Annotated in this window: 16 protein-coding genes, 4 tRNA genes, 1 other RNA gene and 1 pseudogene; 15 read left to right on the plus strand and 7 right to left on the minus strand. The window is 70.2% G+C overall.

The features are described from left to right. The first annotated feature begins 272 nt into the window (after positions 1-272). From ACWGIS_RS07180 to ACWGIS_RS07205, 6 genes and pseudogenes are all read left to right on the plus strand, one after another. Positions 273-568: pseudogene (locus tag ACWGIS_RS07180) on the plus strand (helix-turn-helix domain-containing protein). 11 nt (positions 569-579) lie between these two features. Then, positions 580-2,325, plus strand: coding sequence for a tyrosine-type recombinase/integrase (locus ACWGIS_RS07185; protein WP_453361388.1), 1,746 nt, complete (start codon positions 580-582; stop codon positions 2,323-2,325). A gap of 73 nt (positions 2,326-2,398) precedes the next feature. Beyond that, entirely contained in the window at positions 2,399-2,911 is a 513-nt protein-coding gene (locus tag ACWGIS_RS07190) for a hypothetical protein (RefSeq protein ID WP_453361389.1), read from the plus strand. Between the two features lie 180 nt (positions 2,912-3,091). Continuing rightward, positions 3,092-4,144 carry a hypothetical protein gene (locus ACWGIS_RS07195; RefSeq protein WP_453361390.1) on the plus strand — a complete coding sequence of 351 codons (1,053 nt, stop codon included), beginning with the start codon at positions 3,092-3,094 and terminating at the stop codon, positions 4,142-4,144. A gap of 37 nt (positions 4,145-4,181) precedes the next feature. Further along, complete coding sequence (locus ACWGIS_RS07200; protein ID WP_453361391.1) at positions 4,182-4,607, plus strand: hypothetical protein; 426 nt, start codon at positions 4,182-4,184, stop codon at positions 4,605-4,607. Continuing rightward, positions 4,600-5,190 (plus strand): hypothetical protein, encoded by a 591-nt coding sequence (locus ACWGIS_RS07205; protein ID WP_453361392.1) that lies wholly within the window; start codon positions 4,600-4,602, stop codon positions 5,188-5,190. Before ACWGIS_RS07200 ends, ACWGIS_RS07205 begins: the two co-directional genes overlap by 8 nt. Positions 5,191-5,216: 26 nt before the next feature. On the opposite strand, the gene ACWGIS_RS07210 is transcribed toward ACWGIS_RS07205, so the two are convergent. From ACWGIS_RS07210 to ACWGIS_RS07220, 3 genes are all read right to left on the minus strand, one after another. Further along, a complete protein-coding gene (locus ACWGIS_RS07210) occupies positions 5,217-5,966 on the minus strand; it encodes a PaeR7I family type II restriction endonuclease (protein ID WP_453361393.1) in 750 nt (249 codons plus the stop codon). A gap of 26 nt (positions 5,967-5,992) precedes the next feature. Further along, on the minus strand, positions 5,993-7,624 hold the full coding sequence (locus ACWGIS_RS07215; protein WP_453361394.1) for an Eco57I restriction-modification methylase domain-containing protein: 1,632 nt from the start codon (positions 7,622-7,624) through the stop codon (positions 5,993-5,995). A 321-nt stretch (positions 7,625-7,945) separates the two neighbouring features. Further along, a tRNA-Ser gene (locus ACWGIS_RS07220) sits at positions 7,946-8,033 on the minus strand. A gap of 72 nt (positions 8,034-8,105) precedes the next feature. On the opposite strand from ACWGIS_RS07220, the gene ffs reads away from it, so the two are divergent. From ffs to ACWGIS_RS07250, 6 genes are all read left to right on the plus strand, one after another. After that, an RNA gene (gene ffs, locus ACWGIS_RS07225) (signal recognition particle sRNA small type) lies at positions 8,106-8,200 on the plus strand. Positions 8,201-8,317: 117 nt separating this feature from the next. Beyond that, the gene (locus tag ACWGIS_RS07230; RefSeq protein WP_453361395.1) at positions 8,318-10,591 is read left to right on the plus strand and encodes a DNA polymerase III subunit gamma and tau; all 2,274 of its coding nucleotides are present in this window, start codon (positions 8,318-8,320) and stop codon (positions 10,589-10,591) included. A gap of 147 nt (positions 10,592-10,738) precedes the next feature. After that, positions 10,739-11,992, plus strand: a complete 1,254-nt coding sequence (gene purD, locus ACWGIS_RS07235; protein WP_453361396.1) for a phosphoribosylamine--glycine ligase — start codon at positions 10,739-10,741, stop codon at positions 11,990-11,992. Positions 11,993-12,401: 409 nt separating this feature from the next. Next, a complete protein-coding gene (locus tag ACWGIS_RS07240; RefSeq protein ID WP_453361439.1) occupies positions 12,402-14,282 on the plus strand; it encodes a hypothetical protein in 1,881 nt (626 codons plus the stop codon). 181 nt (positions 14,283-14,463) lie between these two features. Next, complete coding sequence (locus ACWGIS_RS07245; protein ID WP_453361397.1) at positions 14,464-15,990, plus strand: N,N-dimethylformamidase beta subunit family domain-containing protein; 1,527 nt, start codon at positions 14,464-14,466, stop codon at positions 15,988-15,990. A gap of 241 nt (positions 15,991-16,231) precedes the next feature. Beyond that, positions 16,232-17,131: a phosphoribosylaminoimidazolesuccinocarboxamide synthase gene (locus tag ACWGIS_RS07250; RefSeq protein ID WP_453361398.1), complete on the plus strand. Its 900-nt coding sequence runs from the start codon at positions 16,232-16,234 to the stop codon at positions 17,129-17,131. Between the two features lie 43 nt (positions 17,132-17,174). Here ACWGIS_RS07250 and ACWGIS_RS07255 read toward each other — a convergent pair. The 4 genes from ACWGIS_RS07255 to ACWGIS_RS07270 form a co-directional block, all read right to left on the minus strand. After that, positions 17,175-17,250 (minus strand) — tRNA-Gly (locus ACWGIS_RS07255). A 327-nt stretch (positions 17,251-17,577) separates the two neighbouring features. Beyond that, a tRNA-Gly gene (locus ACWGIS_RS07260) sits at positions 17,578-17,653 on the minus strand. Between the two features lie 79 nt (positions 17,654-17,732). After that, positions 17,733-17,804, minus strand: a tRNA-Gly gene (locus tag ACWGIS_RS07265). Between the two features lie 158 nt (positions 17,805-17,962). Next, positions 17,963-18,280 carry a histone-like nucleoid-structuring protein Lsr2 gene (locus tag ACWGIS_RS07270; protein WP_355788774.1) on the minus strand — a complete coding sequence of 106 codons (318 nt, stop codon included), beginning with the start codon at positions 18,278-18,280 and terminating at the stop codon, positions 17,963-17,965. Positions 18,281-18,641: 361 nt separating this feature from the next. Here ACWGIS_RS07270 and purS point away from each other — a divergent pair, with 361 nt between their 5' ends. Genes purS through purL form a run of 3 tightly spaced genes read left to right on the plus strand, consistent with a single transcriptional unit; the run spans position 18,642 to position 21,825 of the window. Then, a complete protein-coding gene (gene purS, locus ACWGIS_RS07275; protein WP_121404865.1) occupies positions 18,642-18,893 on the plus strand; it encodes a phosphoribosylformylglycinamidine synthase subunit PurS in 252 nt (83 codons plus the stop codon). After that, a complete protein-coding gene (gene purQ, locus ACWGIS_RS07280) occupies positions 18,890-19,570 on the plus strand; it encodes a phosphoribosylformylglycinamidine synthase subunit PurQ (protein ID WP_453361399.1) in 681 nt (226 codons plus the stop codon). The genes purS and purQ overlap by 4 nt, the downstream gene beginning before the upstream one ends. After that, the gene (purL, locus tag ACWGIS_RS07285; protein ID WP_453361400.1) at positions 19,567-21,825 is read left to right on the plus strand and encodes a phosphoribosylformylglycinamidine synthase subunit PurL; all 2,259 of its coding nucleotides are present in this window, start codon (positions 19,567-19,569) and stop codon (positions 21,823-21,825) included. Before purQ ends, purL begins: the two co-directional genes overlap by 4 nt. Positions 21,826-21,955: the final 130 nt, after the last annotated feature.

The raw sequence follows: 21,955 nt of genomic DNA on the forward strand, positions 1-21,955 counted from the left end.
ACGAGCTGGCGGTCGCCGCAGGCGACGACTTCCGCCGCCACCGCGGCTCGCCCCACCGGCTCCAAAGCTGGCTCGGTCCCGAGCGCATGGCCATGACCGAGGAGCCCGAGCAGCCCCCGGCCAGTAGCCGTTCCGCCACGGTCACTTCGGCGCCGCGAACGCCGACGACTCTTCTGTGCCAAAACCTCAGCAGTCCCACAACCGCCATACCTAACGATCGACCGGCATTGCCGCCTGGGTTGCCGCCCACGTCCGCCGGTCAAGGAGTTCCCTTGCTACAGAGCAACTTCCCGCCCCTTGCCCAGATAGCCCAGCTCCTCGACGTCCCCTAGGACTCCCGCTCATAGCCACGCGAGGCGGCGACCAGGGCGACACCACCCTCGTCGGCCTCACCGTCACCGAAGCCGCCCGCCGCCTCGGCATCGGCCGAACGAAGATGTACGAGTACGTCTCGTCCGGGGCGATCCACTCGGTCAAGATCGGCAGCCTGCGTCGCATACCCGCGGAGGCGGTCGGCGAGTTCCTAGCGCGCCGCCACCGGGTCACGGACTTCGACACCATCGCCTGAGCGGGGCGACCATGGCGAAGACCACGAAGCCCCAGAACTCCCGGCAACCCAACGGTGCCTCGTCCATCTACTTCGGCAAGGACGGACGCTGGCACGGCCGCGTTACCGTCGGCGTTAAGGACGATGGCACCCTTGACCGTCGCCACGTTGGGCGCAAGACCCGCGCCGAGGTCGCCAAGGCCGTCCGCGAACTGGAGAAGCAGCGCGACTCCACCGGTGTCCGCAAGGCCGGCCAGACCTGGACAGTCGAGACCTGGCTGACCCACTGGGTGGAGAACATCGCCGCGCCCAATGTCGGTGAGAACACCATGGACGGCTACCGCGTGGCGGTCTACCACCATCTCATCCCCGGCCTGGGCGCCCATCGCCTGGAGAAACTGGAACCCGAGCACCTGGAGCGTCTCTACCGGAAGATGCAGGCGAACGGCAGCTCCGCCGGCACCGCCCACCAGGTGCACCGCACCCTTCGTACCGCGCTCAACGAAGCTGTGCGCCGTGGGCACGCTGTCCGGAATCCGGCGACGACCGCGAAGGCGCCGCGTCTGGAAGAGGACGAAGTCGAGCCGTACTCGGTCGAGGAGGTCAAGAGCCTCTTGGCGGAGGCGGGGAAGCACCGCAATGCGGCCCGCTGGGTCATCGCCCTGGCGCTCGGTCTTCGCCAGGGTGAGGCTCTCGGCATGCAGTGGACAGACATTGACTTCGAGCTCGGAGTCATCCGTGTCCGACGGGGCCGCCTACGGCCCCGTTACGAGCACGGCTGCGGCAACCGCTGCGGGCGCAAGCCCGGCTACTGCCCGCAGAAGATCAACGTCCGGCGTGAGACCAAGAGCGTGAAATCACGAGCCGGTCAGCGGCCTATCGGCGTGCCGGACGAGCTGATGGCCCTGCTCCGCCGACACAAGGAGGAGCAGGGCCGAGAGCGCGCTCTCGCCCGAGACCTCTGGACGGAGAAGGGGTACGTCTTCACCTCGCCGGTCGGCGAACCCCTGAACCCGAACACCGACTTCCACCGGTGGAAGGACCTGCTGAAGGCCGCCGGGGTTCGCGACGGCCGCCTTCACGACGCCCGCCACACGGCAGCCACGGTCCTGCTCATCCTGGGGATCTCTGACGCCGTCGTCGACAGCATCATGGGCTGGGAGCCCGGCAAGTCCGCACGGATACGCCGCCGCTACCAGCACATGACCGGCCCCGTCCTGCAACAGACCGCCGCCAAGATCGGAGCGTTGCTCTGGGCCGTGCCTGCAGACGTCGCGGAGGAGGCTGCTTCCCGTGCCGCCGTGCGCTCCGGCCCTGCCGCGGTCGACTCAGCGGTCTACCTCGCCGACCTCGGCGGCCGACGCCTGGCCTTCGCCGCCCGCCAGCACGCGGAGCTGGTGGTTGCCCAGTGGAGCGAGGACCGGCCCGGCCAATCTGCACAGGTCGAGGAGATGGGGCGGGAACAGTGGGAGGCGGGAGGCGGAGCCCAGTCCATCCGCCACGAGATTCCCGACCGCCGGATGGTGCACCACGCTCATGCCGTGTTCCTGACGGGAGGTGAACGGCTCAACGTCGGAAGCCCTGCCCGATGGTCGACGTGGGCGTGGGACTTCGAGCCCGATCTGTACACGGACCTGCCGGTGCGCTGGCACACTTCTCGTCGGCCAGGCCAGGAGATCGAGGCCCACGTGCGTGGCACGGACGAGAACGCGGTCTCGTCGGCCTATGGGGAGGCGTGCGCACAGGCTGTGGACCGGGCGCGTAATCCCGCCACGTAGGGCGATGGGCAGAGTTAGCGGCCCGCAGCGGAGAAGAAAGCGCTGCGCAGGAGACCAATGGAGGTCCCACGACGTGAAGTACAAGAACGAAGCCGAGATCATGCGCGCGCTCGGAATCGACACCTGGAGGCACCTCTCCAAGGAGAAGGCGGTCAGGTTCGCGGCCATGATGCCCGACATGGACACCGAAGTGGCCATGAAGATCGTCGAACAGTTCCCCGAGTTCAGGAAGTTCGCCACGGATGCCTTCGGCGCCATCGAGAAGGCCCACGAGGCCACTCTCGCGGACGGCAGGCATAGCCTGGATCAGGTCTACCAGGCCCTCCGGGAGAACCGGGTGATCTTCGAGCGAGAACTCCAGAGGGGCGACCTGACCTGGGAGCAGAGGAAGCACATACTCGAACTCATCCAGGAAACGGCAAGACTTGCTTCTCAGAAGGACACCGAGCACAAGCGCCACGTGGACGGTCTGCTGAAGAAGACCATGGTCGGTGTCGGATCAGCGCTCGCTCTCGGTGTGGTCTTCGTCGGAGGCCGGATCCTGGCCCAGGGCAAGGACGAACCCGATGACTCCGCGGAGTCGTGAGACCGGCGCCGGCGCCGGTCCTGGATTTCGGTGACCGTCTCATTGAACGGGCCGCGCTGAGCTCTGACTTCCGCTGGAAGCGGGGGCGTTGTCAGTGGCGTGCGTCAGACTCGGAGCACGGTACACACCCGTGCCGGCTGTCTGTCCACGCACCGCACCCCCGGCCCGCAAGGAACGGTCATGGCACATCTGCACAATCAGTTCGACGACCTGCTCACCCTGATCAACGTAGACCCCGACGTTCTCGCGGCGACGCGCGAACGTCTGGCGCTGGCGCTCAGGTTGGCCCAGCAGCACCCCGAGGGCCGTAAGTCGTACAGCTCGGGTTCGATCCCCGTTGGCACTCACATTCAGCCGCACGCGGGAGCCGTCAGCGATGGGGACGGTGGGATCATCCTGGACCGTGTCCAGCACCCTGAGCTTGGTCCTGACGGAGGAGGGGAGGCCCCGCACACCGTCACCGATGAACTTGTCGCGTTCATCGGTCCGAAGCTCCGAGACCCGGAGTGCACCCCGTTTTTCCCCAAGGCGCGGGTGTGCAAGTCCCGGCGGGGCCTCAAGATTCACTTCGGCGCCCCGGTCAACGGCACGGATATCACGGTCGATCTCATCGTGGCGCTGCGGCGCCGCGATGTGCGCGGACTGTGGATCCCCGACCTGGAGCAGACCCCGAGCTCCGCAAAGGCATGGAGCGCCAGCGATCCCCAGGGCCACGTCGAGTTGCTGAGGTCCGGCGCCGACGCCCTGCGGCGCACCCGGCGCCGCGCCATCCGCATCCTCAAGGCGTGGAATGCTCAGGCCACGAAGCCGGCCTTCTCCTCACATCAACTCTCCGTCTGGGCGTATGAGTTCGTCGAGCCGGGAATGGGCCTCGTCGGCGCCGTCCACACGGTGCTGCTGAAGGCCGCCCTGCGCCTTCAGCGCGGCGAGCCGACGAAGGATCCCCGCTCCGTCTCGCCCGACCTCAAGCCGCTGATCCCCGACGCGGATGCAGAGCGGCGGCTCCGGGTCGCCGCCGACAGGCTCTCGAAGGCCATTGCCGACCCCGACGACATGGACACGGTGGCGGAGGTCCTGGAGTACCTCTTCCCCAAAACAATGCGTGAACGTGAGCGCGCCTTCTCCGCCGCTTCCACTCCCCTGAGCACCACGGCAAGCCTCGGTCTCGCGGGTGCAAGCCTGCGCATCCCTAAGACGCGCTCGTGGCGGGAGGAAACGGCCTTTGAGGGGTGACGGGCGTCCCACGCGGCGTCCTTGGTTTGCCCGTCCGATGGCCCGCACCGAGTTGCTGACCGGGATGCGCTCAACGGGGCTCGACGTGCGCGAGGTGGATAAACCCGCCGACTTCGCGTCCGGTTTCAACGTTCAGGTCTACCCGCACATTCGGATCCTGCCCTCACACAGTCTCCGCATCTCCTTCGCCCTCGGTGATCCGGCATTCCCCCGTGTCCACGCACGCGGACCCGACTGCCCGGCCCACCGCAACCCCGACGGTTCCCTTTGCCTCTGGTACCCCAAGGACGCGTCCTCGCGCCGGTGGTCGCCCGGCGACGGCGGGCGGTTCCTCGTCGCGATCATCGTCCGCCATCTGCGCTGGGAGGCTGCCTATCGCTCCACAGGCGTCTGGCCGGGCTTCGAAGCACCCCACGGCCTCGGTTCACCGGGCCTCGACGAACAGGACCAAATAATTGGCTGACGCGATCAAGGCCCTCGGCCCCTACGCTGCGGTTTTCGCCGCACTGGTGACCGGCCTCGTCCTCGGCGTCCAGGCGCGGATTGGCCGTCGCGCTCAGCTGCAGGAGCGGAAGCAGGAATTGTTCGCGAGCGCGTACGAGGCGAGTATCCAGTACGCGGAGATGGCTTACGCCGTGCGGCGCCGTCGCGCGGACGCTGTCGCCGAGGAGCGGGTTCGCCTGTCGGAGCAGCTGCGGGAGATCCAGTCCAGACTGACCTGGCACGAGGCGTGGGTCCGTTTCGAGGCTCCGGAGGTGGGCGCCGCGTATGACGAACTCGTCGCCCGTACACGGACGGTGGCCGGGCAGAGCATGAAGGATGCGTGGCGCTCGGCTCCAGCGGCAGACGACACGGCGATGGTGATCCCGACGTCGGTCGTCGACCTGCGGGCGCTGGCGGATGTCCGCGAGCGATACATGGCCGCGGTGGAAGCGCACCTTCGCCCCCGGGGCCACGTCCGACGCCTTCTCCCGCGCCCGCGCCGCGTCCTGCCGTCTCCTCCCGTGCCTGCTCCTCCGCCCGTTACTGGCCCTGGACCTACGTGATCACCGACGCCCTCGAACGGCTCGATTCAGAGCGTCAATTCGTCGAACACATCGTCCGGCAGCGTCTTGATGTACGCGATGCGTGCACGGATGGCTGCCTCGAGATTGGCCAACGACAAGCTCACCGACGGCTCGATGAAGTGTTCGCTGCCCGCCTCGGCGGTGAGTAGCGCAGCAGCGTCGTAGTTGCCCTCCTTGACCATGCGTTCGAAGAAGATCTTGTACCGTCCTATGTACGACGCCCCCTCGAAGATTGGGTCCGGCGGGAACGGCATGTTCTTGGGCAACTCGACCTTGATCAATGATTTCGGCGCGCGTTCTACGAGCATGATGAAACCGAACCAAGGCTTCAAATTGCCGAACAGGCCGCGCTCCGCGGCCATCTGGGAGTCGGCCGCGAGCCCGAGGGCTTCCTCCGTCCGGTTGTTGAAGTTGTTGCTGAACGAGGGGCCTCGCTGGGACTTGAACTCCATCGCCGCGATCAGGGAGCCGCGGTAGAGCACCAGGAGATCCCAGTTCTTCGCCGGTCGAAAGTACGCCGGCAGATGGTTGTGGCCGGTCGTGCGCACCTCAAGGCTGATGTCAGGATCGGCGCGCCAGATCTTCGCCACGGCTTCCTGCATCGCGTCCATCTGCTTGCCGCCGGTGACGGCTGCGCGATTGCCGGTGTCCTTAACCCCGGTCGCTTGCCCCTGCTTCGCGGCCTGTAGGTCCAGGCCCTTCCAGTAACCGAGAACAGCGGCGCGCCAGGTCTCGACAGGTGTCAGGTCGCTCATGGCCCCCTCTTTTTCTATCCAGATATTCAGATGCTGCCGACGGGCAGCCCGTACGCTTCTTCGGCCGCACGCGTTGCAGCCGCCCTGTCGCCGGCGCGGAACGCGTCACGGAGCCTGGAGGCGATGTCGTCAGGGATCGTTTCGGGGCGCGGAACAGCGATCTTCCGTAGGTACTGCGCCTGGAACCGCAGCGTGCCACCACGCATCTTCACGCCATAGGCGCTCACGAAAGCCTCTGCGATCCGAGACAGCAGCAGCCCGCCGAGCACTTCCATGTCCCACGACGACGAGACGACGTAGTACAGGTTGTGGTGCGGGTAGTAGCCGCCCGGCTCCAGTACCGGTGTGATCTGGGCTTTCATGTCCTGAAGGAGCAGCTTCGGCCGCTCGGCGAGGCCCGGATAGACCTTGTCGATAGTGCGGTGCCAGGTGCTCGGGTTCTTCCTGGCGACGAAGCGCTGTTTGACGCTCGGGTGCGACGCGAGTGCGGCCGCGAACTTCGGGTAGTCCGCGGGATCCACGAGCCTGCCCTCGCCGTCCCACGGGTTCAGCAGCATCTTCGAAGGCTTCGTGAGGCGACCTGTACGGATGTCGTCGGCCATGACGATGGGCGTCAGCCGATCCTGCTCGATGTCGTTGCCAGCCTCTGGGCTGATGATGTAAGCCTTGTCAGCTCCAGTCGCGACCCCGATGCTGATCTTCGTCGTGCCGTCTGCTTCAAGCGTCGGGAACGTCTCCTGTAGGTGCTCCAGCACCTTGATGGTGTGAGGAGACCCTGCGGGCCAGAAGTCGTCGGTGTCGAACCAGCTCGGCAGGCGCGCGCCTTCCCAGCCCTGGCCCGAAGCCTCCTCCACCTCGCTCTGCACAAACGACAGAGCTTCGCTCGCGGAGGCCGCTCCAAACGCGCCAGTGGTGTCGATGAACGTGGCGCTGCCCTGCTTGGAGTTGGCCAGTACAGTGATCGCCGGATAGGCCGAGACCTCTGCTTCAAATGCGTCCACGTCGTGCATCTGCCACACCGACTCGACCGCGTAGCGTGAGGTCACGAGACCCCGTAGGTGTTTCCCGTAGGCATTTCGCATCCAACGGTCCGCGCAGATGAACCCGACCTTCCCGTCGCTCGCGAGCATGGACAGCGAACGCTCGTAGAAGCCCACGTAGATGTCCGCCCGCCCACGCATCGTCCGCCATGTCTTGCGATAGGCGGCTTCGGTCTCGTCATCGAGATCTTCGGTCCGGATGTAGGGCGGGTTGCCGATCACGAAATCGACAGCCGTCGGTACGTCGTCGAGAAGGAAGTCGCCGTGACGCAGCCAGCCTGCAGACAGGGCTTGGGCTTGTGCAGGACTTGCCCCAGCGGCTTGGAGCATGTCCGTCGACTTCTTGCGGCAGGCAGCGACGTGCTCGTGCTGCAGATCGAGACCGTACAGACAGCCAGCAAGCTCTGACAGTTCCGTGCCATGAACCTTTGCAGACTCGAGCAGTCGCTCCAGTATGGGGACGAAGAACGCTCCAGATCCGATCGACGGCTCAACGAGCTTCATCTGGGCGAGGTCTCTGTCTGCCGTGTAGCCGACCAGATCGAGAATCGTCTCGACGACCCATCGACGGGTGAAGACCTCGCCGTACTCGACCTCGTCGGGGGCGGCTGCAGCCATGGGTTCCTCTCGTCCTGGCTCACTGAACGAGCCTCGCCTCAAGGCTATCTGTGGGCACACCCGCCAGAGGACTTCCCGCAACTACTCGGATGCGTGGCTCCATGGCGGCCCAGCGGAGTCCAGCCTCCGTGTGCCTCCGGCAACAGGCACGTGGCGCAGGACAGCCGCTGACTGGGCCTCGGACTCACACGCACCACAGGCGCGGTCGAGCATGTTCATGACCGTCCAGTAGCCCCAACTGAGACCAAAACTGAGACCACGCACGTCGAAGGGCCCCACCGCGAACGGTGGGGCCCTTCGACATCGTGCCCGGTGAGGCACTGGCGGAGGATACGAGATTCGAACTCGTGAGGGGTTGCCCCCAACACGCTTTCCAAGCGTGCGCCCTAGGCCTCTAGGCGAATCCTCCGCGGCAAACAATACAAGACGTTGAGGAGTGCTCGCGAACTCGTTCTCACCGCCAGGATCAGGTAACCTGTGCGGAGCCCCTCACGTGGCGCTATCTGACTGAACTCCCCCAGGGCCGGAAGGCAGCAAGGGTAGGTTGGCTCTGGCGGGTGCGTGGGGGGCGTCTGCGTTCCCGGGGCCCTGCGTCCATACGGCCGGGCGACGGCGCCGAGGGGCGGGCGGGTCCGGAGCCGGGTGGCTTCCGGGCGGTCCGGGTTGTCAGCGGGCGCCTATAACCTCGTATGCGTGTCGTCTCTCGCGCTGTACCGCCGCTATCGCCCGGAGTCGTTCGCCGAGGTCATCGGGCAGGAGCATGTCACCGACCCGTTGCAGCAGGCGCTGCGGAACAACCGGGTCAATCACGCGTACCTGTTCAGCGGTCCGCGCGGGTGCGGCAAGACGACCAGCGCGCGCATCCTCGCCCGCTGTCTGAACTGCGAGCAGGGCCCTACGCCGACACCCTGCGGCGAGTGCCAGTCCTGCCGCGACCTGGCCAGGAACGGGCCGGGTTCCATCGACGTCATCGAGATCGACGCCGCGTCCCACGGAGGCGTGGACGACGCCCGTGACCTGCGCGAAAAGGCGTTCTTCGGTCCCGCGAGCAGCCGGTACAAGATCTACATCATCGACGAGGCCCACATGGTCACGCCGGCCGGCTTCAACGCGCTGCTGAAGGTGGTCGAGGAGCCCCCGGAGCACCTCAAGTTCATCTTCGCGACGACCGAGCCCGAGAAGGTCATCGGGACGATCCGTTCGCGGACCCACCACTACCCCTTCCGTCTGGTGCCGCCCGGGACCCTGCGCACGTACCTCGGCGAGGTCTGCGGCAGCGAGGGCATCCCCGTGGAGGACGGCGTGCTGCCGCTCGTCGTGCGCGCCGGTGCCGGTTCCGTGCGTGACTCCATGTCCGTCATGGACCAGCTGCTCGCCGGAGCGGGCGACGCCGGTGTGACATACGCCATGGCGACCTCCCTGCTCGGTTACACGGACGGGTCGCTGCTGGACTCCGTGGTCGAGGCGTTCGCCTCCGGGGACGGGGCCGCCGCCTTCGAGGTGGTGGACCGCGTGATCGAGGGGGGCAACGACCCCCGCCGGTTCGTCGCCGACCTGCTGGAGCGGCTGCGGGACCTGGTGATCCTGGCGGCCGTGCCGGACGCCGCGGAGAAAGGGCTCATCGACGCCCCCGCCGACGTGGTGGAGCGGATGCAGGCCCAGGCCGCCGTCTTCGGCGCCGCCGAGCTGAGCCGCGCCGCAGACCTGGTCAACGAGGGACTCACCGAGATGCGCGGCGCGACCTCGCCGCGACTCCAGCTGGAACTCATCTGCGCGCGCGTGCTGCTGCCCGCCGCCTACGGGGACGAGCGCTCCGTCATGGCCCGGCTCGACCGGATCGAGCGCGGCGTGAACTTCACCGGGGCCGGCGCCGCCCCCGCCATGGGATACGTGCCCGCACCGGGCCCGGACACCCACGGCGCACCGCTTCCCCAGGCAGCCGCTCCCGCACCGGCGCCGGGCGGCGCACCCGCCGTGCCGCCGGGTGGCGGACCCGCCGCGGCCCGGGCCGCCGTGCGGTCGGGCGGTGCGGCTCCCGGAGCCGGCGCTCCCGCGACGGACACCGGCGCCCCGGTGCAGCCACCGGCGCCCGCTCCCACCCCGGCGCAGCCGGAGCCCACGCCCGCGCCCGCCCCGGTCGCGGCGCAGGCCCCCGTACAGGCCCCGGCCCAGCCGGACCGGCCCGCCGCGCCCGCCCCCGGCGCCTGGCCCACCGCGACGGCGGCGGGCAGCGGAGGCGCCCGGCGCCCCGGCGGCTGGCCCACGGCCGCGCCCGCCGGTGGCCCGGCCCCCTCGGGCCCGCCGGCGACCCCGCCACCGTCGGCCGCCCCCGCCCCCGTGCCGCCCGCCCCGGCTCCGGCCGCCGCCGCGCCCGCTCCCTCCGCCCCCGTGACCGGCGGCCCCGACCCGCGCACGCTCTGGCCGAACATCCTGGAGGCGGTGAAGAACCGGCGCCGTTTCACCTGGATCCTGCTCAGCCAGAACGCGCAGGTCACCGGCTTCGACGGCACGACCCTCCAGATCGGCTTCGTCAACGCGGGCGCCCGGGACAACTTCGCGAGCAGCGGCAGCGAGGACGTGCTGAAGCAGGCGCTGGCCGAGCTGTTCAACGTGCAGTGGAAGATCGACGCGATCGTCGACCCGTCGGGCGGTTCGGCGCCGCCGCCCGCCCCGGGCCCCGGCTTCGGCGGTGGACACGGCGGGGGGCCGGCGGCCCCCCGTCCCGCCCCGCAGCAGCCGGCCCCGGCCGCCCGCCCCGCCCCTTCGCAGGCACCGGCGTCCTCGGGTCCTTCCGCGTCCGCCACCAGACCGGCCCCGCCCGCGGCGGAACCCCCGCCCCCCGTCTCGCCCGAGGACGACATCCCCGAGGACGACGACCCCGACCTGGACGAGTCCGCCCTCTCGGGCCACGACCTGATCGTCCGCGAACTGGGCGCGACGGTGGTCGAAGAGGTCTCGCACGACTAGCCCCGACCCAGGGCGCCGACTGTCCGGCCCAGGGCCCGGACAGTTCGACCCAGGGCCCCGTAACTGGAGATTCACACCAACCCCCGCGCGTCCACGCCTCGGAATCCTCTACAAAGGCACTCGCCCGGGACGGCTAGGCTGACCCCCGTGAAGGTCCTTGTCATCGGTAGCGGCGCCCGCGAACACGCCCTGTGCCACTCCCTGTCCCACGACCCCGACGTCTCCGCACTGCACTGCGCCCCCGGGAACGCAGGCATCGCGGAGGTGGCCGAGCTGCACCCGGTCGACGCCCTCGACGGTGCCGCCGTGGCCACGCTGGCCACGCGGCTCGGCGCCGAGCTGGTGATCGTGGGCCCTGAGGCCCCGCTCGTCGCGGGGGTCGCCGACGCCGTGCGCGAGGCGGGCATCCCCTGCTTCGGCCCGTCCGGGGAGGCGGCGAAGCTGGAGGGCTCCAAGGCCTTCGCGAAGGACGTCATGGCGGCCGCCGCCGTCCCCACGGCGCGCTCGTACGTCTGTACGACGCCGGACGAGGTCGAAGAGGCGCTCGACGCCTTCGGCGCCCCGTACGTGGTGAAGGACGACGGGCTCGCCGCCGGCAAGGGCGTCGTCGTCACCGACGACCTCGACGCCGCCCGGGCCCACGCGAACGCCTGCGACCGCGTCGTCATCGAGGAGTTCCTCGACGGCCCCGAGGTCTCCCTCTTCGCGGTCACCGACGGCGAGACGGTCGTCCCGCTCCAGCCGGCCCAGGACTTCAAGCGCGCCCTGGACGGCGACGAGGGACCGAACACCGGTGGCATGGGCGCGTACTCGCCGCTGCCCTGGGCGGACCCGAAGCTGGTCGACGAGGTCATGGAGACCGTCCTCCAGCCGACCGTCGACGAGCTGCGCCGCCGCGGTACGCCGTTCTCCGGCCTGCTCTACGCGGGTCTCGCGATCACCAGCCGCGGCGTGCGGGTCATCGAGTTCAACGCGCGCTTCGGCGACCCGGAGACGCAGGTGGTCCTCGCCCGACTGAAGACCCCGCTCGCCGGTCTGCTGCTCGCGGCGGCCACCGGCAACCTCGCCTTCCTGCCGCCGCTGCGCTGGAGCGAGGAGGCGGCCGTCACCGTGGTCGTGGCGTCGCACAACTACCCCGGCACCCCGCGCACCGGCGACCCGATCACGGGCCTCGACGAGGTGGCGGCGCAGGACGCGCCGAACGCGTACGTCCTGCACGCCGGGACGAAGCGCGACGGTGACGCGGTGGTCAGCGCGGGCGGTCGCGTCCTGTCGGTCACGGCCGTCGGCGACGATCTGACGCAGGCCCGCGACCGTGCGTACACGGCGCTCTCCCGGATCCGTCTCGACGGCTCCCAGCACCGCACCGACATCGCGGCGAAGGCGGCGGCGGAAGCGTAGAACGGCAGGTGGGCGGCGCGCGCCACCGCGCGGAGGCCGCCGGACACCCCGGTCGCCGACCGGCCCGCGACACGACGGGACCGGACACGCTCCGTCACCTTCGGCTCTTCTCCTCAGGCCCCGGACTCCCCTTGGGATCCGGGGCCTGATCATTGCCCACTGTCGTCCAGCTCTCCCCAGAGCCATTCCATCGAGTGACCGATGCCCCATCCAGCTGACGGGGGCCGGGGCCCCAACTAGGGTGCGGCGCAAGCGTTCCGGCACTTGGCCCACCGGCATTGCGATGTCGGTGGCGGGTGCCACAGTGGGGGGATGAACGCCAGGACATGTCCCGGCGCCGACCGTGACAGCCACTGTCCCGGCGGGCCCCGGGCGAGACGGTAGGGGGTGACATCCGGTCGTGACCGGTATGGGTGTGGAGGTGGGCGTGCAAGCGGCGCGCTCCCGGGCTCTCGCCGTGCTGCGCATCCGCAGCAGGGCGCTGGCCGTCGCCCTGCTGCCCGCGGCCGTCGCCGTCGTGCTGCTCGTCGGCGGGTCCACCGGCCATCTCGTCGGAGGCGGCTGGGGGACGGCCCGCCGGGTCGTGACGGTCCTCGCCGTGCTGGTCCTGCTGGCGGCCGCGGGCATCGCCCTGGTCGTCTCCCGGGCCCGACCGGCGATGAGCCCGACGGTCCCGGTCGTCGAGACCTCGGCGCCCGACCTGTACCGGATGGTGCGCGACCTGGCCGACCGGCTCGACGTCCCCGTGCCCTCCGCGATAGCGCTCACCCCGGACTGCGACAGCTGGCTGGAGGACCGCACGCATCCGGCGCAGGGCAGGCCCCCGCAGCGCCGCGGCGGCCGCCTCTCCGTGCTGTCCGGCGGCCTCGGCAGGGCCAGGAGGCACGCGCAGCGCCGGAGCACCGCCACGCCCGTCCTGGTCATCGGCTCACCGTTCCTGTGGTGGATGCGCGTGGGTGAGCTGCGCGCGGTCCTCGCCCCGGTCGTCGCGGGGACGGGCCCCGCCGCCCAGCCGGACATAGCCGCGGCCCGCCGTTTCGTCCGGGGGCTGGACGCGGCCGTGGCCGTGACGTCCGCGCCGACCCGGGGTCCCGTCGTCCGGACGGTGCTCGGCGGCGTCGGCTGGGTGGTCCGCCTGCTCCTGCGCAGCTGCCGGGGGCACGCGGCGGAGATGGAGCGGGGGGTGGCGGCGGCTGCCGCGGAGCGTGCGCAGACCGTGGACTACGGGCTGCGGATCGTCGCCCAGGAGCAGGTGGGGCTGGCGTACGCGGGCTGGGACCGGCTGCTGACCCGGGTCGCGCTGCCCGCCTGGCGCATGGGCCGCTGGCCCTCCCGCCTGGACGCGGGCGTCGTCGCGGCCCTCACCGAGCTCTCGCGCCGCGACCGGCTCGCGGAAGGCTTCGCCTCGCGGCTGGGCGAGCGCCCGGCCTGCGACCTCCTCGAAGAGCCGGGCACGGTCGACGAGGCGGCCTCCCTCCTCGCCGCCCGTCTCTTCCACGGCGGCCCCGCCGAGCGAGGACCGGACTGGGCGCCGGTGAACTGGCAGGAGTACCCGGAGGAGGTCGTCGACCGGAAGTGGCGGACCGACGCGGCCCGCCTCCACCGCGTCCTCGACGCCCAGGGCGTCCGCCCCTCCGGTGGTCCGGCCGGGCCCGGCGGCCCGGGACCGACCCTGTCCCGGGTCATGGAGCACCTGACGACCGCCGCCGACGACCCGCGGGACCCCGCCATCGCGGTGACGCCCCCTGCGTTCGGGGAACCGGTCGAGGAACCGGCCGGGGGCGCCGACGGGGGCACGGTGGGAGACGGCCTCGCCGGCGGTGTTCCGGCCGGCGGGCGCCCGGCCGACGACGCGGACGACGACGAGGACGAGGACCCTCTGGGCAACGAGCGGACGGCGGCGCTGGCAGCCGCCCTCAGCGCGGAGGTGGCGCGCGAGGAGGCCGCCGCCGGACCCGTCCCCGCGTCCGCCGTCGAGCAGGGCGGTCCGGACAGCGCGCTGTGGGAGGACGGGATGCTTCCCCTGTTCCCCCTGCAGCCGCCCCGCACGGGCCGGGACCTGCTGGCCGACCACGTCACCGCGATGGTCTGCTGCGCGGCGATGGACACGGCGGGCGCGTTGCCGGGCCTCGACTGGCTCGACGGCCCCTCCCTCCTCGTCGCCGGCGAGCGGGCCGCAGACCTGGGCCCCCGCGTCCTCGCCCTGGTCGAGTCCGGCGATCCGGCGCCCCTGAAGACCTGGCTGCACCGGACGGGCGTCCGCCCCGAGAAACCCGTCCGTCTGGTCTGAGGGCGCCGCCCGGCGGGGAGACCGGCGCTGCTCTCCCCGCCTTTCTGCGGAGCGGCCCGTTCCGTTCACGTCAATTCGCGACGAACGGTGACGGAGTGCGCGCGTTATGTGATGTGCTGGGACCGATCGAGCACAGGGCAGGAAGCGCAACGGTGACGGGGGCACTGGGGAGGGAGGACACATGGGGTCGGAACAGATCCGCCGCTGGGAGTCGGGAGCCCTGGCGCACGCCGTGACGGACCCCTTCGGCCAGGGCCCCGTCCCGTGGCTGCGCGGTGACGAGCAGTACTTCGGCGACACGGGCCAGGTCGTCCCCTGGTACATCGACGCCGTGGACGACGTCCCCGGCGCGCAGGGTGCCGCCCGCCCCGGCCGGGGCGTCCCGCACCCCCGCCCGTCGCGCCCCCGGCCGACGACCCCGGGTCCCCGCTCCGCCGACGACGTCCGGCGCCAGATCAAGGGGTTCACGTCCACCGGCGCCGCCACCCCGGGCGAGGCCATCGACTTCCACATCACGGTCGACCCGCCGCAGGAATTCAGCGTCGACATCTACCGCATCGGCCACTACGGCGGCGACGGCGCCTCGAAGATCACCACCAGTCCCCGGCTCTCCGGCATCGTCCAGCCGCCCCCGCTCACCGCCGACCGCACGGTCTCGTGCCACCACTGGTGGCTCTCCTGGCGGCTCCAGATCCCGACGTACTGGTCGGTCGGCGCGTACGTCGCCGTGCTCACCACCGCCGACGGCTACCGCTCCCACGTCCCCTTCACCGTTCGCGACGACCAGCCCGCCGACCTGCTGCTCCTGCTCCCGGACATCACGTGGCAGGCGTACAACCTCTACCCGGAGGACGGCCGCACGGGCGCCAGCCTCTACCACGCGTGGGACGAGGACGGCCGCCTCCTCGGCGAGGCCGACGCGGCGACGACGATCTCCTTCGACCGCCCGTACGCGGGCGCCGGACTCCCCCTGCACGTGGGGCACGCCTACGACTTCATCCGCTGGGCCGAGCGCTACGGCTACGACCTCGCCTACGCCGACGCCCGCGACCTGCACGCGGGCCGGATCGACCCCACCCGGTACCGGGGCCTGGTGTTCCCCGGCCACGACGAGTACTGGTCGACCGCCATGCGCCGGACCGTGGAGCACGCCCGCGACCACGGCACCTCGCTCGTCTTCCTCTCCGCCAACACCATGTACTGGCAGGTCGAGTTGGGCCCGTCCCCGTCCGGCGTCCCGGACCGGCTGCTGACCTGCCGCAAGCGCAGGGGCCCCGGGAAGCCGGCGCTGTGGCGGGAGATCGACCGCCCGGAACAGCAGCTGATCGGCATCCAGTACGCGGGCCGCGTCCCGGAGCCCCACCCGCTCGTCGTCCGGAACGCGGACCACTGGCTGTGGGAGGCCACCGGCGCCCACGACGGCGACGAGCTCCCGGGCCTGGTCGCCGGCGAGGCGGACCGTTACTTCCCGCGCACCCCGCTCCCCGAGCACCAGGGCCGCATCCTGCTGGCCCACTCCCCGTACGCGGACGGCGAGGGGGTCACCCGCCACCAGGAGACCTCCGTCTACCGGGCCGCGTCCGGCGCCCTGGTCTTCGCGTCCGGAACGTTCGCCTGGTCACCGGCGCTGGACCGGCCCGGCCACGTCGACACGCGGGTCCAGCGCGCCACGGCGAACCTCCTCGACCGCATCTGCAAACGCGACTGAGAACCACCCCATCGGCACCACCGCCCACTCCGGTCCCTCGCTCCCCCCGCATCCCGGCCACCGGAACCACCCCTCCCGCCACACCCGGGGCCACCCGCGCCCCACGCTCCCGCCGCGCACCCGGTGGCCCGGACCGGTCACCGCATACGGGAGAATCGAGCCACCTGGGCCCACCCGTCGCCCACCGCAGCCTCTTCGGGCCCCGCGGGCGCCCCTTTTTCTTCAACCACGGGGAGGAACCGTGTCCGGATTCGCCGAAAAGCCCGAGCCCCTTCAGGTGCGGGGGCTGGTGCACCTGCACACCGGCAAGGTGCGCGACCTGTACCAGAACGAGGCGGGCGACCTCGTGATGGTCGCCAGCGACCGCATCTCCGCCTACGACTGGGTGCTCCCGACGGAGATCCCCGACAAGGGCCGTGTCCTCACCCAGCTGTCGCTGTGGTGGTTCGACCAGCTCGCGGACCTCGCCCCCAACCACGTCCTGAGCACCGAGCTCCCGCCCGGCGCCCCCGCCGAGTGGGCGGGCCGCACCCTGGTCTGCAAGTCGCTGCGGATGGTCCCCGTGGAGTGCGTCGCGCGCGGCTATCTGACCGGCTCAGGACTGGTGGAGTACGACGCGTCCCGCACGGTCTGCGGCCTCGCCCTCCCCGAGGGCCTGGTGGACGGCTCGGAGCTGCCCGCCCCGATCTTCACGCCGGCCACGAAGGCGGTGGTCGGCGAGCACGACGAGAACGTGTCCTACGAGGAGGTCGCCCGCCAGGTGGGCGCCGAGACCGCGGCCCAGCTCCGCCAGACGACGCTCGCGGTCTACGGCCGCGCCCGCGACATCGCCCGCGACCGGGGCATCGTCCTCGCGGACACCAAGTTCGAGTTCGGCTTCGAGGGGGAGACGCTCGTCCTCGCCGACGAGGTGCTCACCCCGGACTCCTCCCGCTTCTGGCCGGCCGAGGAGTGGGAGCCGGGTCACGCGCAGCCGTCGTACGACAAGCAGTTCGTCCGTGACTGGCTGACCTCCCCGGCGTCCGGCTGGGACCGCCGGAGCGAGCAGCCCCCGCCCGCGCTGCCCGCCGACGTGGTGGAGGCGACCCGCGCCAAGTACATCGAGGCGTACGAGCGGCTGACCGGTACGAGCTGGTCCTGAACGCACGAAGAAGCCCCCGGCCGAGGCCGGGGGCTTCTTCATGTGGAGCGGACGACGAGGTTCGAACTCGCGACCTCAACCTTGGCAAGGTTGCGCTCTACCAACTGAGCTACGTCCGCACTGCGCCGTGGCGCGACAGCTACTATACCCAACCCTCCGGGTGCCGTGGACGCACCGCCGGCCGCCCGGAAGCCGCCCAGAGGCCCGCCCGGACGGCCCGCCGCTGTTGCCCGGAGTGGCTCAACTCGGCCCCCGTACAGACGTTTCCGGGAGACCGGTCCATGGCGCCCAGCGGTCCCGCCCAAATGGGCGGCGAGCCGAAAGCTGTGGCCGTGTTCACATCGCCACGGCCTCCGCACTCCCGTCCCGTGCACGCGTCCCCGATCTTGCGCGTGGGGCGAGCGGGCACAGCAGAAGACCCCGGTCATGGACCGGGGTCTTCTTTGTGGAGCGAACGACGAGGTTCGAACTCGCGACCTCAACCTTGGCAAGGTTGCGCTCTACCAACTGAGCTACGTTCGCATTGCCTCCGACCGGCTTTCACCGATCGGCGCGAGCACCACCTTACCTGATCCACAAGAGTGGTGGGTAAGCGATGCGGAGCGGGTGACAGGAATTGCACACTGCGCCTTCCCCCTGGAAGGGGGATGTTCTACTACTGAACTACACCCGCACGACCTCGTGGGCTGCGGCCTTTCGGCCTCGCCCCTCGGCGTGTTCCAGACTCTAGCTGACCAGCAGGGGGGCAGCGCAAGTCGGCTGCCCCCGGCGTCCGCTGACGGGCCCTCGTCAGGCCCGGGAGGCCGCGTCCCCCGAACGAGGGACGCCGGTTCAGTGCGCCTCGGCGAACGCCTCGTAGACCTTCTGCGGGATGCGGCCGCGCGGCGGCACGTCCAGCTTGTTGGAGCGGGCCCAGGCCCGGACGGCGGCGGGGTCCGGGGTCAACGCCGTGTGCGTGTACGCCTTGCCGGACCTGGCGCGCTTGCGGCCGGCCTCGACGTAGGGCGCGAGAGCCTCACGCAGTTTCTCTGCATTGGCGGGATTGAGGTCGATCTCGTACGACTTGCCGTCGAGTCCGAAGGCGATCGTCTCCGCCGCTTCCGAGCCGTCGATGTCGTCAAAGAGAGTGACCACGACACGCTGCGCCACGAATATCGGTCCCTTCGTGCGACACCTCCGCGATCACGCGTCATGACGTGCTCCGACGTCGTGAAGTAGGCGGAGAGATGCCGACTGTCCGGCTGTTATTGGGCAAAGTATCGGCTATTGCCTTTTCCTTTGTACAGTGCCCGGCATTGCATTGTGAAGCCCGACTAAATCCTTCCGCGTGTCCAGAGGCAATGGGCTGCCACCGGTCTTCTGCGGTTTTTCCCAGGATTTTCCGTGGGCGCCCTCGCGCCGATGCCGGATCGTGATCGGGGTCACGTAGGATTCTACGAATCTACGCGAGTAGAAATTTTGTACGGGTAGTCTGAAGGGACCTGCTCAGCACCACACACCGGGAGTGCCAGTGGCACGCGTCGTAGTCGACGTCATGCTCAAGCCGGAGATCCTCGACCCCCAGGGCCAGGCGGTGCAGCGTGCACTGCCGCGCCTCGGTTTCGACGGTGTCTCCGACGTACGTCAGGGAAAGCGTTTCGAACTCGAAGTGGACGGACCGGTGGACGACGCCGCTCTCGCCCGCATCCACGAACTGGCGGAATCCTTCCTCGCCAACACCGTGATCGAGGACTTCACCGTGAAGGTGGAGGAAGAGAAGTGACCGCTCGTATTGGAGTCGTCACCTTTCCGGGCAGCCTCGACGACCGGGACACGCAGCGCGCGATCCGGCTCGCCGGTGCCGAACCCGTCGCTCTCTGGCACAAGGACAAGGACCTCAAGCAGGTCGACGCCGTGGTGCTGTGCGGGGGTTTCTCCTACGGCGACTATCTGCGCGCCGGCGCCATCGCCCGCTTCTCGCCCGTGATGGAGCCGCTGATCGAGCAGGCGAAGTCCGGAATGCCGGTCCTCGGCATCTGCAACGGCTTCCAGATCCTCACCGAGGCCCACCTGCTGCCCGGCGCCATGCTCGGCAACGACCACCTCCACTTCATCTGCCGCGACCAGAAGCTGCGGGTGGAGAACGCGGACACCGCCTGGACCACGGACTACGAGTCCGGCCAGGAGATCCACATCCCGCTGAAGAACATGGACGGGCGGTACGTCGCCGACGAGCGCACCCTCGACCAGCTGGAGGCCGAGGGGCGGGTCGCGTTCCGCTATGTCGACTTCAATCCGAACGGCTCGCTCCGCGACATCGCCGGGATCACGAACGAGGCCGGGAACGTGGTCGGCCTCATGCCGCACCCCGAGCACGCCGTCGAGCCGCTCATCGGCAGCGGCCGCACCGACGGCCTCCCCTTCTTCACCTCGATCCTCAAGAAGCTGGTCACCGCATGAGCCGCACGCCTCTGGACACGGTCGAGAACGCGGCCGCCACCCCTGACGTCGAGCTGCCCTGGGCCGAACTGGGCCTCAAGAAGGACGAGTACGAGCGGGTCGTGGAGATCCTCGGCCGCCGGCCCACCGGCGCCGAACTCGCCATGTACTCGGTCATGTGGTCCGAGCACTGCTCGTACAAGTCCTCCAAGGTCCACCTGCGCCAGTTCGGCGAGAAGGCCCCGCAGTCCGACGCGCTGCTCGTCGGCATCGGCGAGAACGCCGGAGTCGTCGACGTCGGCCAGGGCTACGCGGTCACCTTCAAGGTCGAGTCGCACAACCACCCGTCGTACGTGGAGCCGTACCAGGGCGCCGCGACCGGTGTCGGCGGCATCGTCCGCGACATCATCGCGATGGGCGCCCGCCCGGTCGCGGTCGTGGACCCGCTGCGCTTCGGCGCGGCCGACCACCCCGACACCAAGCGCGTCCTGCCCGGCGTCGTCGCCGGCATCGGCGGCTACGGCAACTGCCTGGGCCTGCCGAACATCGGCGGCGAGGTCGTCTTCGACGCCTGCTACCAGGGCAACCCGCTGGTCAACGCCGGGGCCATCGGCGTGATGCGGCACGAGGACATCCACCTCGCGAAGGCGTCCGGCACCGGCAACAAGGTCATCCTCTACGGGGCCCGCACCGGCGGCGACGGCATCGGCGGCGCCTCGATCCTGGCCTCGGAGACCTTCGACGACGCCAAGCCCTCGAAGCGCCCCGCCGTCCAGGTCGGCGACCCCTTCCAGGAGAAGCTCCTCATCGAGTGCACCCTGGAGGCCTTCGCCGAGAAGCTGGTCGTCGGCATCCAGGACCTCGGCGCCGCTGGCCTGTCCTGCGCCACCTCCGAGCTCGCCTCCAACGGCTCCGGCGGCATGCGGGTCACCCTGGACGACGTGCCGCTGCGCGACTCCACGCTCTCGCCCGAGGAGATCCTCATGAGCGAGTCGCAGGAACGCATGTGCGCGGTCGTCGAGCCGGAGAAGGTCGACCGGTTCCTGGAGATCTGCGACAAGTGGGACGTCATCGCGACCGTCATCGGTGAGGTCACCGACGGCGACCGCCTGGAGATTTACTGGCACGGCGGCAAGATCGTCGACGTCGACCCGCGCACGGTCGCGCACGACGGCCCGGTCTACGAGCGCCCGTACGCCCGTCCCGAGTGGCAGGACGCCCTCCAGGCCGACGACGCGAACAAGCTGCCCCGGCCCGCCACGTCCGACGAGCTCAAGGAGCAGGTCCTCGCGCTCGTCTCCTCGCCGAACCAGGCGTCCAAGTCCTGGATCACCTCCCAGTACGACCATTTCGTGCAGGGCAACACGGTGCTGGCGCAGCCCGAGGACTCGGGCATGATCCGCATCGACGAGGAGACCGGACTCGGCGTCGCCATCGCCACGGACGGCAACGGCCGCTACGCCAAGCTCGACCCGTACACCGGCGCGCAGCTCGCGCTGGCCGAGGCGTACCGCAACGTGGCGACGACCGGCGCCAGGCCGCTGGCCGTCTCCGACTGCCTGAACTTCGGTTCGCCCGAGGACCCGGCCGTCATGTGGCAGTTCGCCGAGGCGATCCGCGGTCTGGCCGACGGCTGTCAGCAGCTCGGCACCCCGGTGACCGGCGGCAACGTCTCGCTGTACAACCAGACGGGCGAGGCCGCCATCCACCCGACGCCGGTCGTGGCCGTGCTCGGTGTCATCGACGACGTCGCCCGCCGTACGCCGGTCGCCTTCCAGGAGGAGGGCCAGCTCCTCTACCTGCTCGGTGACACCCGCGAGGAGTTCGGCGGCTCGGCCTGGTCGCAGGTCGTCCACGACCACCTGGGCGGTCTGCCGCCGAAGGTCGACCTGGAGCGGGAGCGGCTGCTCGCCGAGATCCTCATCTCGGCGTCCCGCGACGGCATGATCGACTCCGCGCACGACCTGTCCGACGGCGGTCTGATCCAGGCCGTGGTCGAGTCGGCGCTGCTCGGCGGCAAGGGCGCGCGGCTGATCGTGCCCGACGGCCTGGACGCGTTCACCCTCCTGTTCTCGGAGTCGGCGGGCCGCGCGGTCGTCGCCGTGCCGCGCTCGGAGGAGCTGCGCTTCAACGACATGTGCGGCGCGCGGGGCCTGCCCGTCACCCGCGTCGGCGTGGTCGACGGCGACACGGTCGAGGTCCAGGGCGAGTTCTCCCTCTCCCTGGACGAGCTGCGCACGGCGCACGAGGGGACGATCCCCGCGCTGCTGGCGTAGGCGGTCCCCAGCCGCACCGGTTGCCGCCAGGGGCGCTGACCGAGCGGCGGAACGCGAGTGAAGGTCCCGTCCGGGCATTCGTCCGGGCGGGACCTTCGCCGTTCGGTGAGGAGCGGGACCGGGCCCGTCA

It is taken from the genome of Streptomyces sp. NPDC054842, from assembly GCF_053611025.1.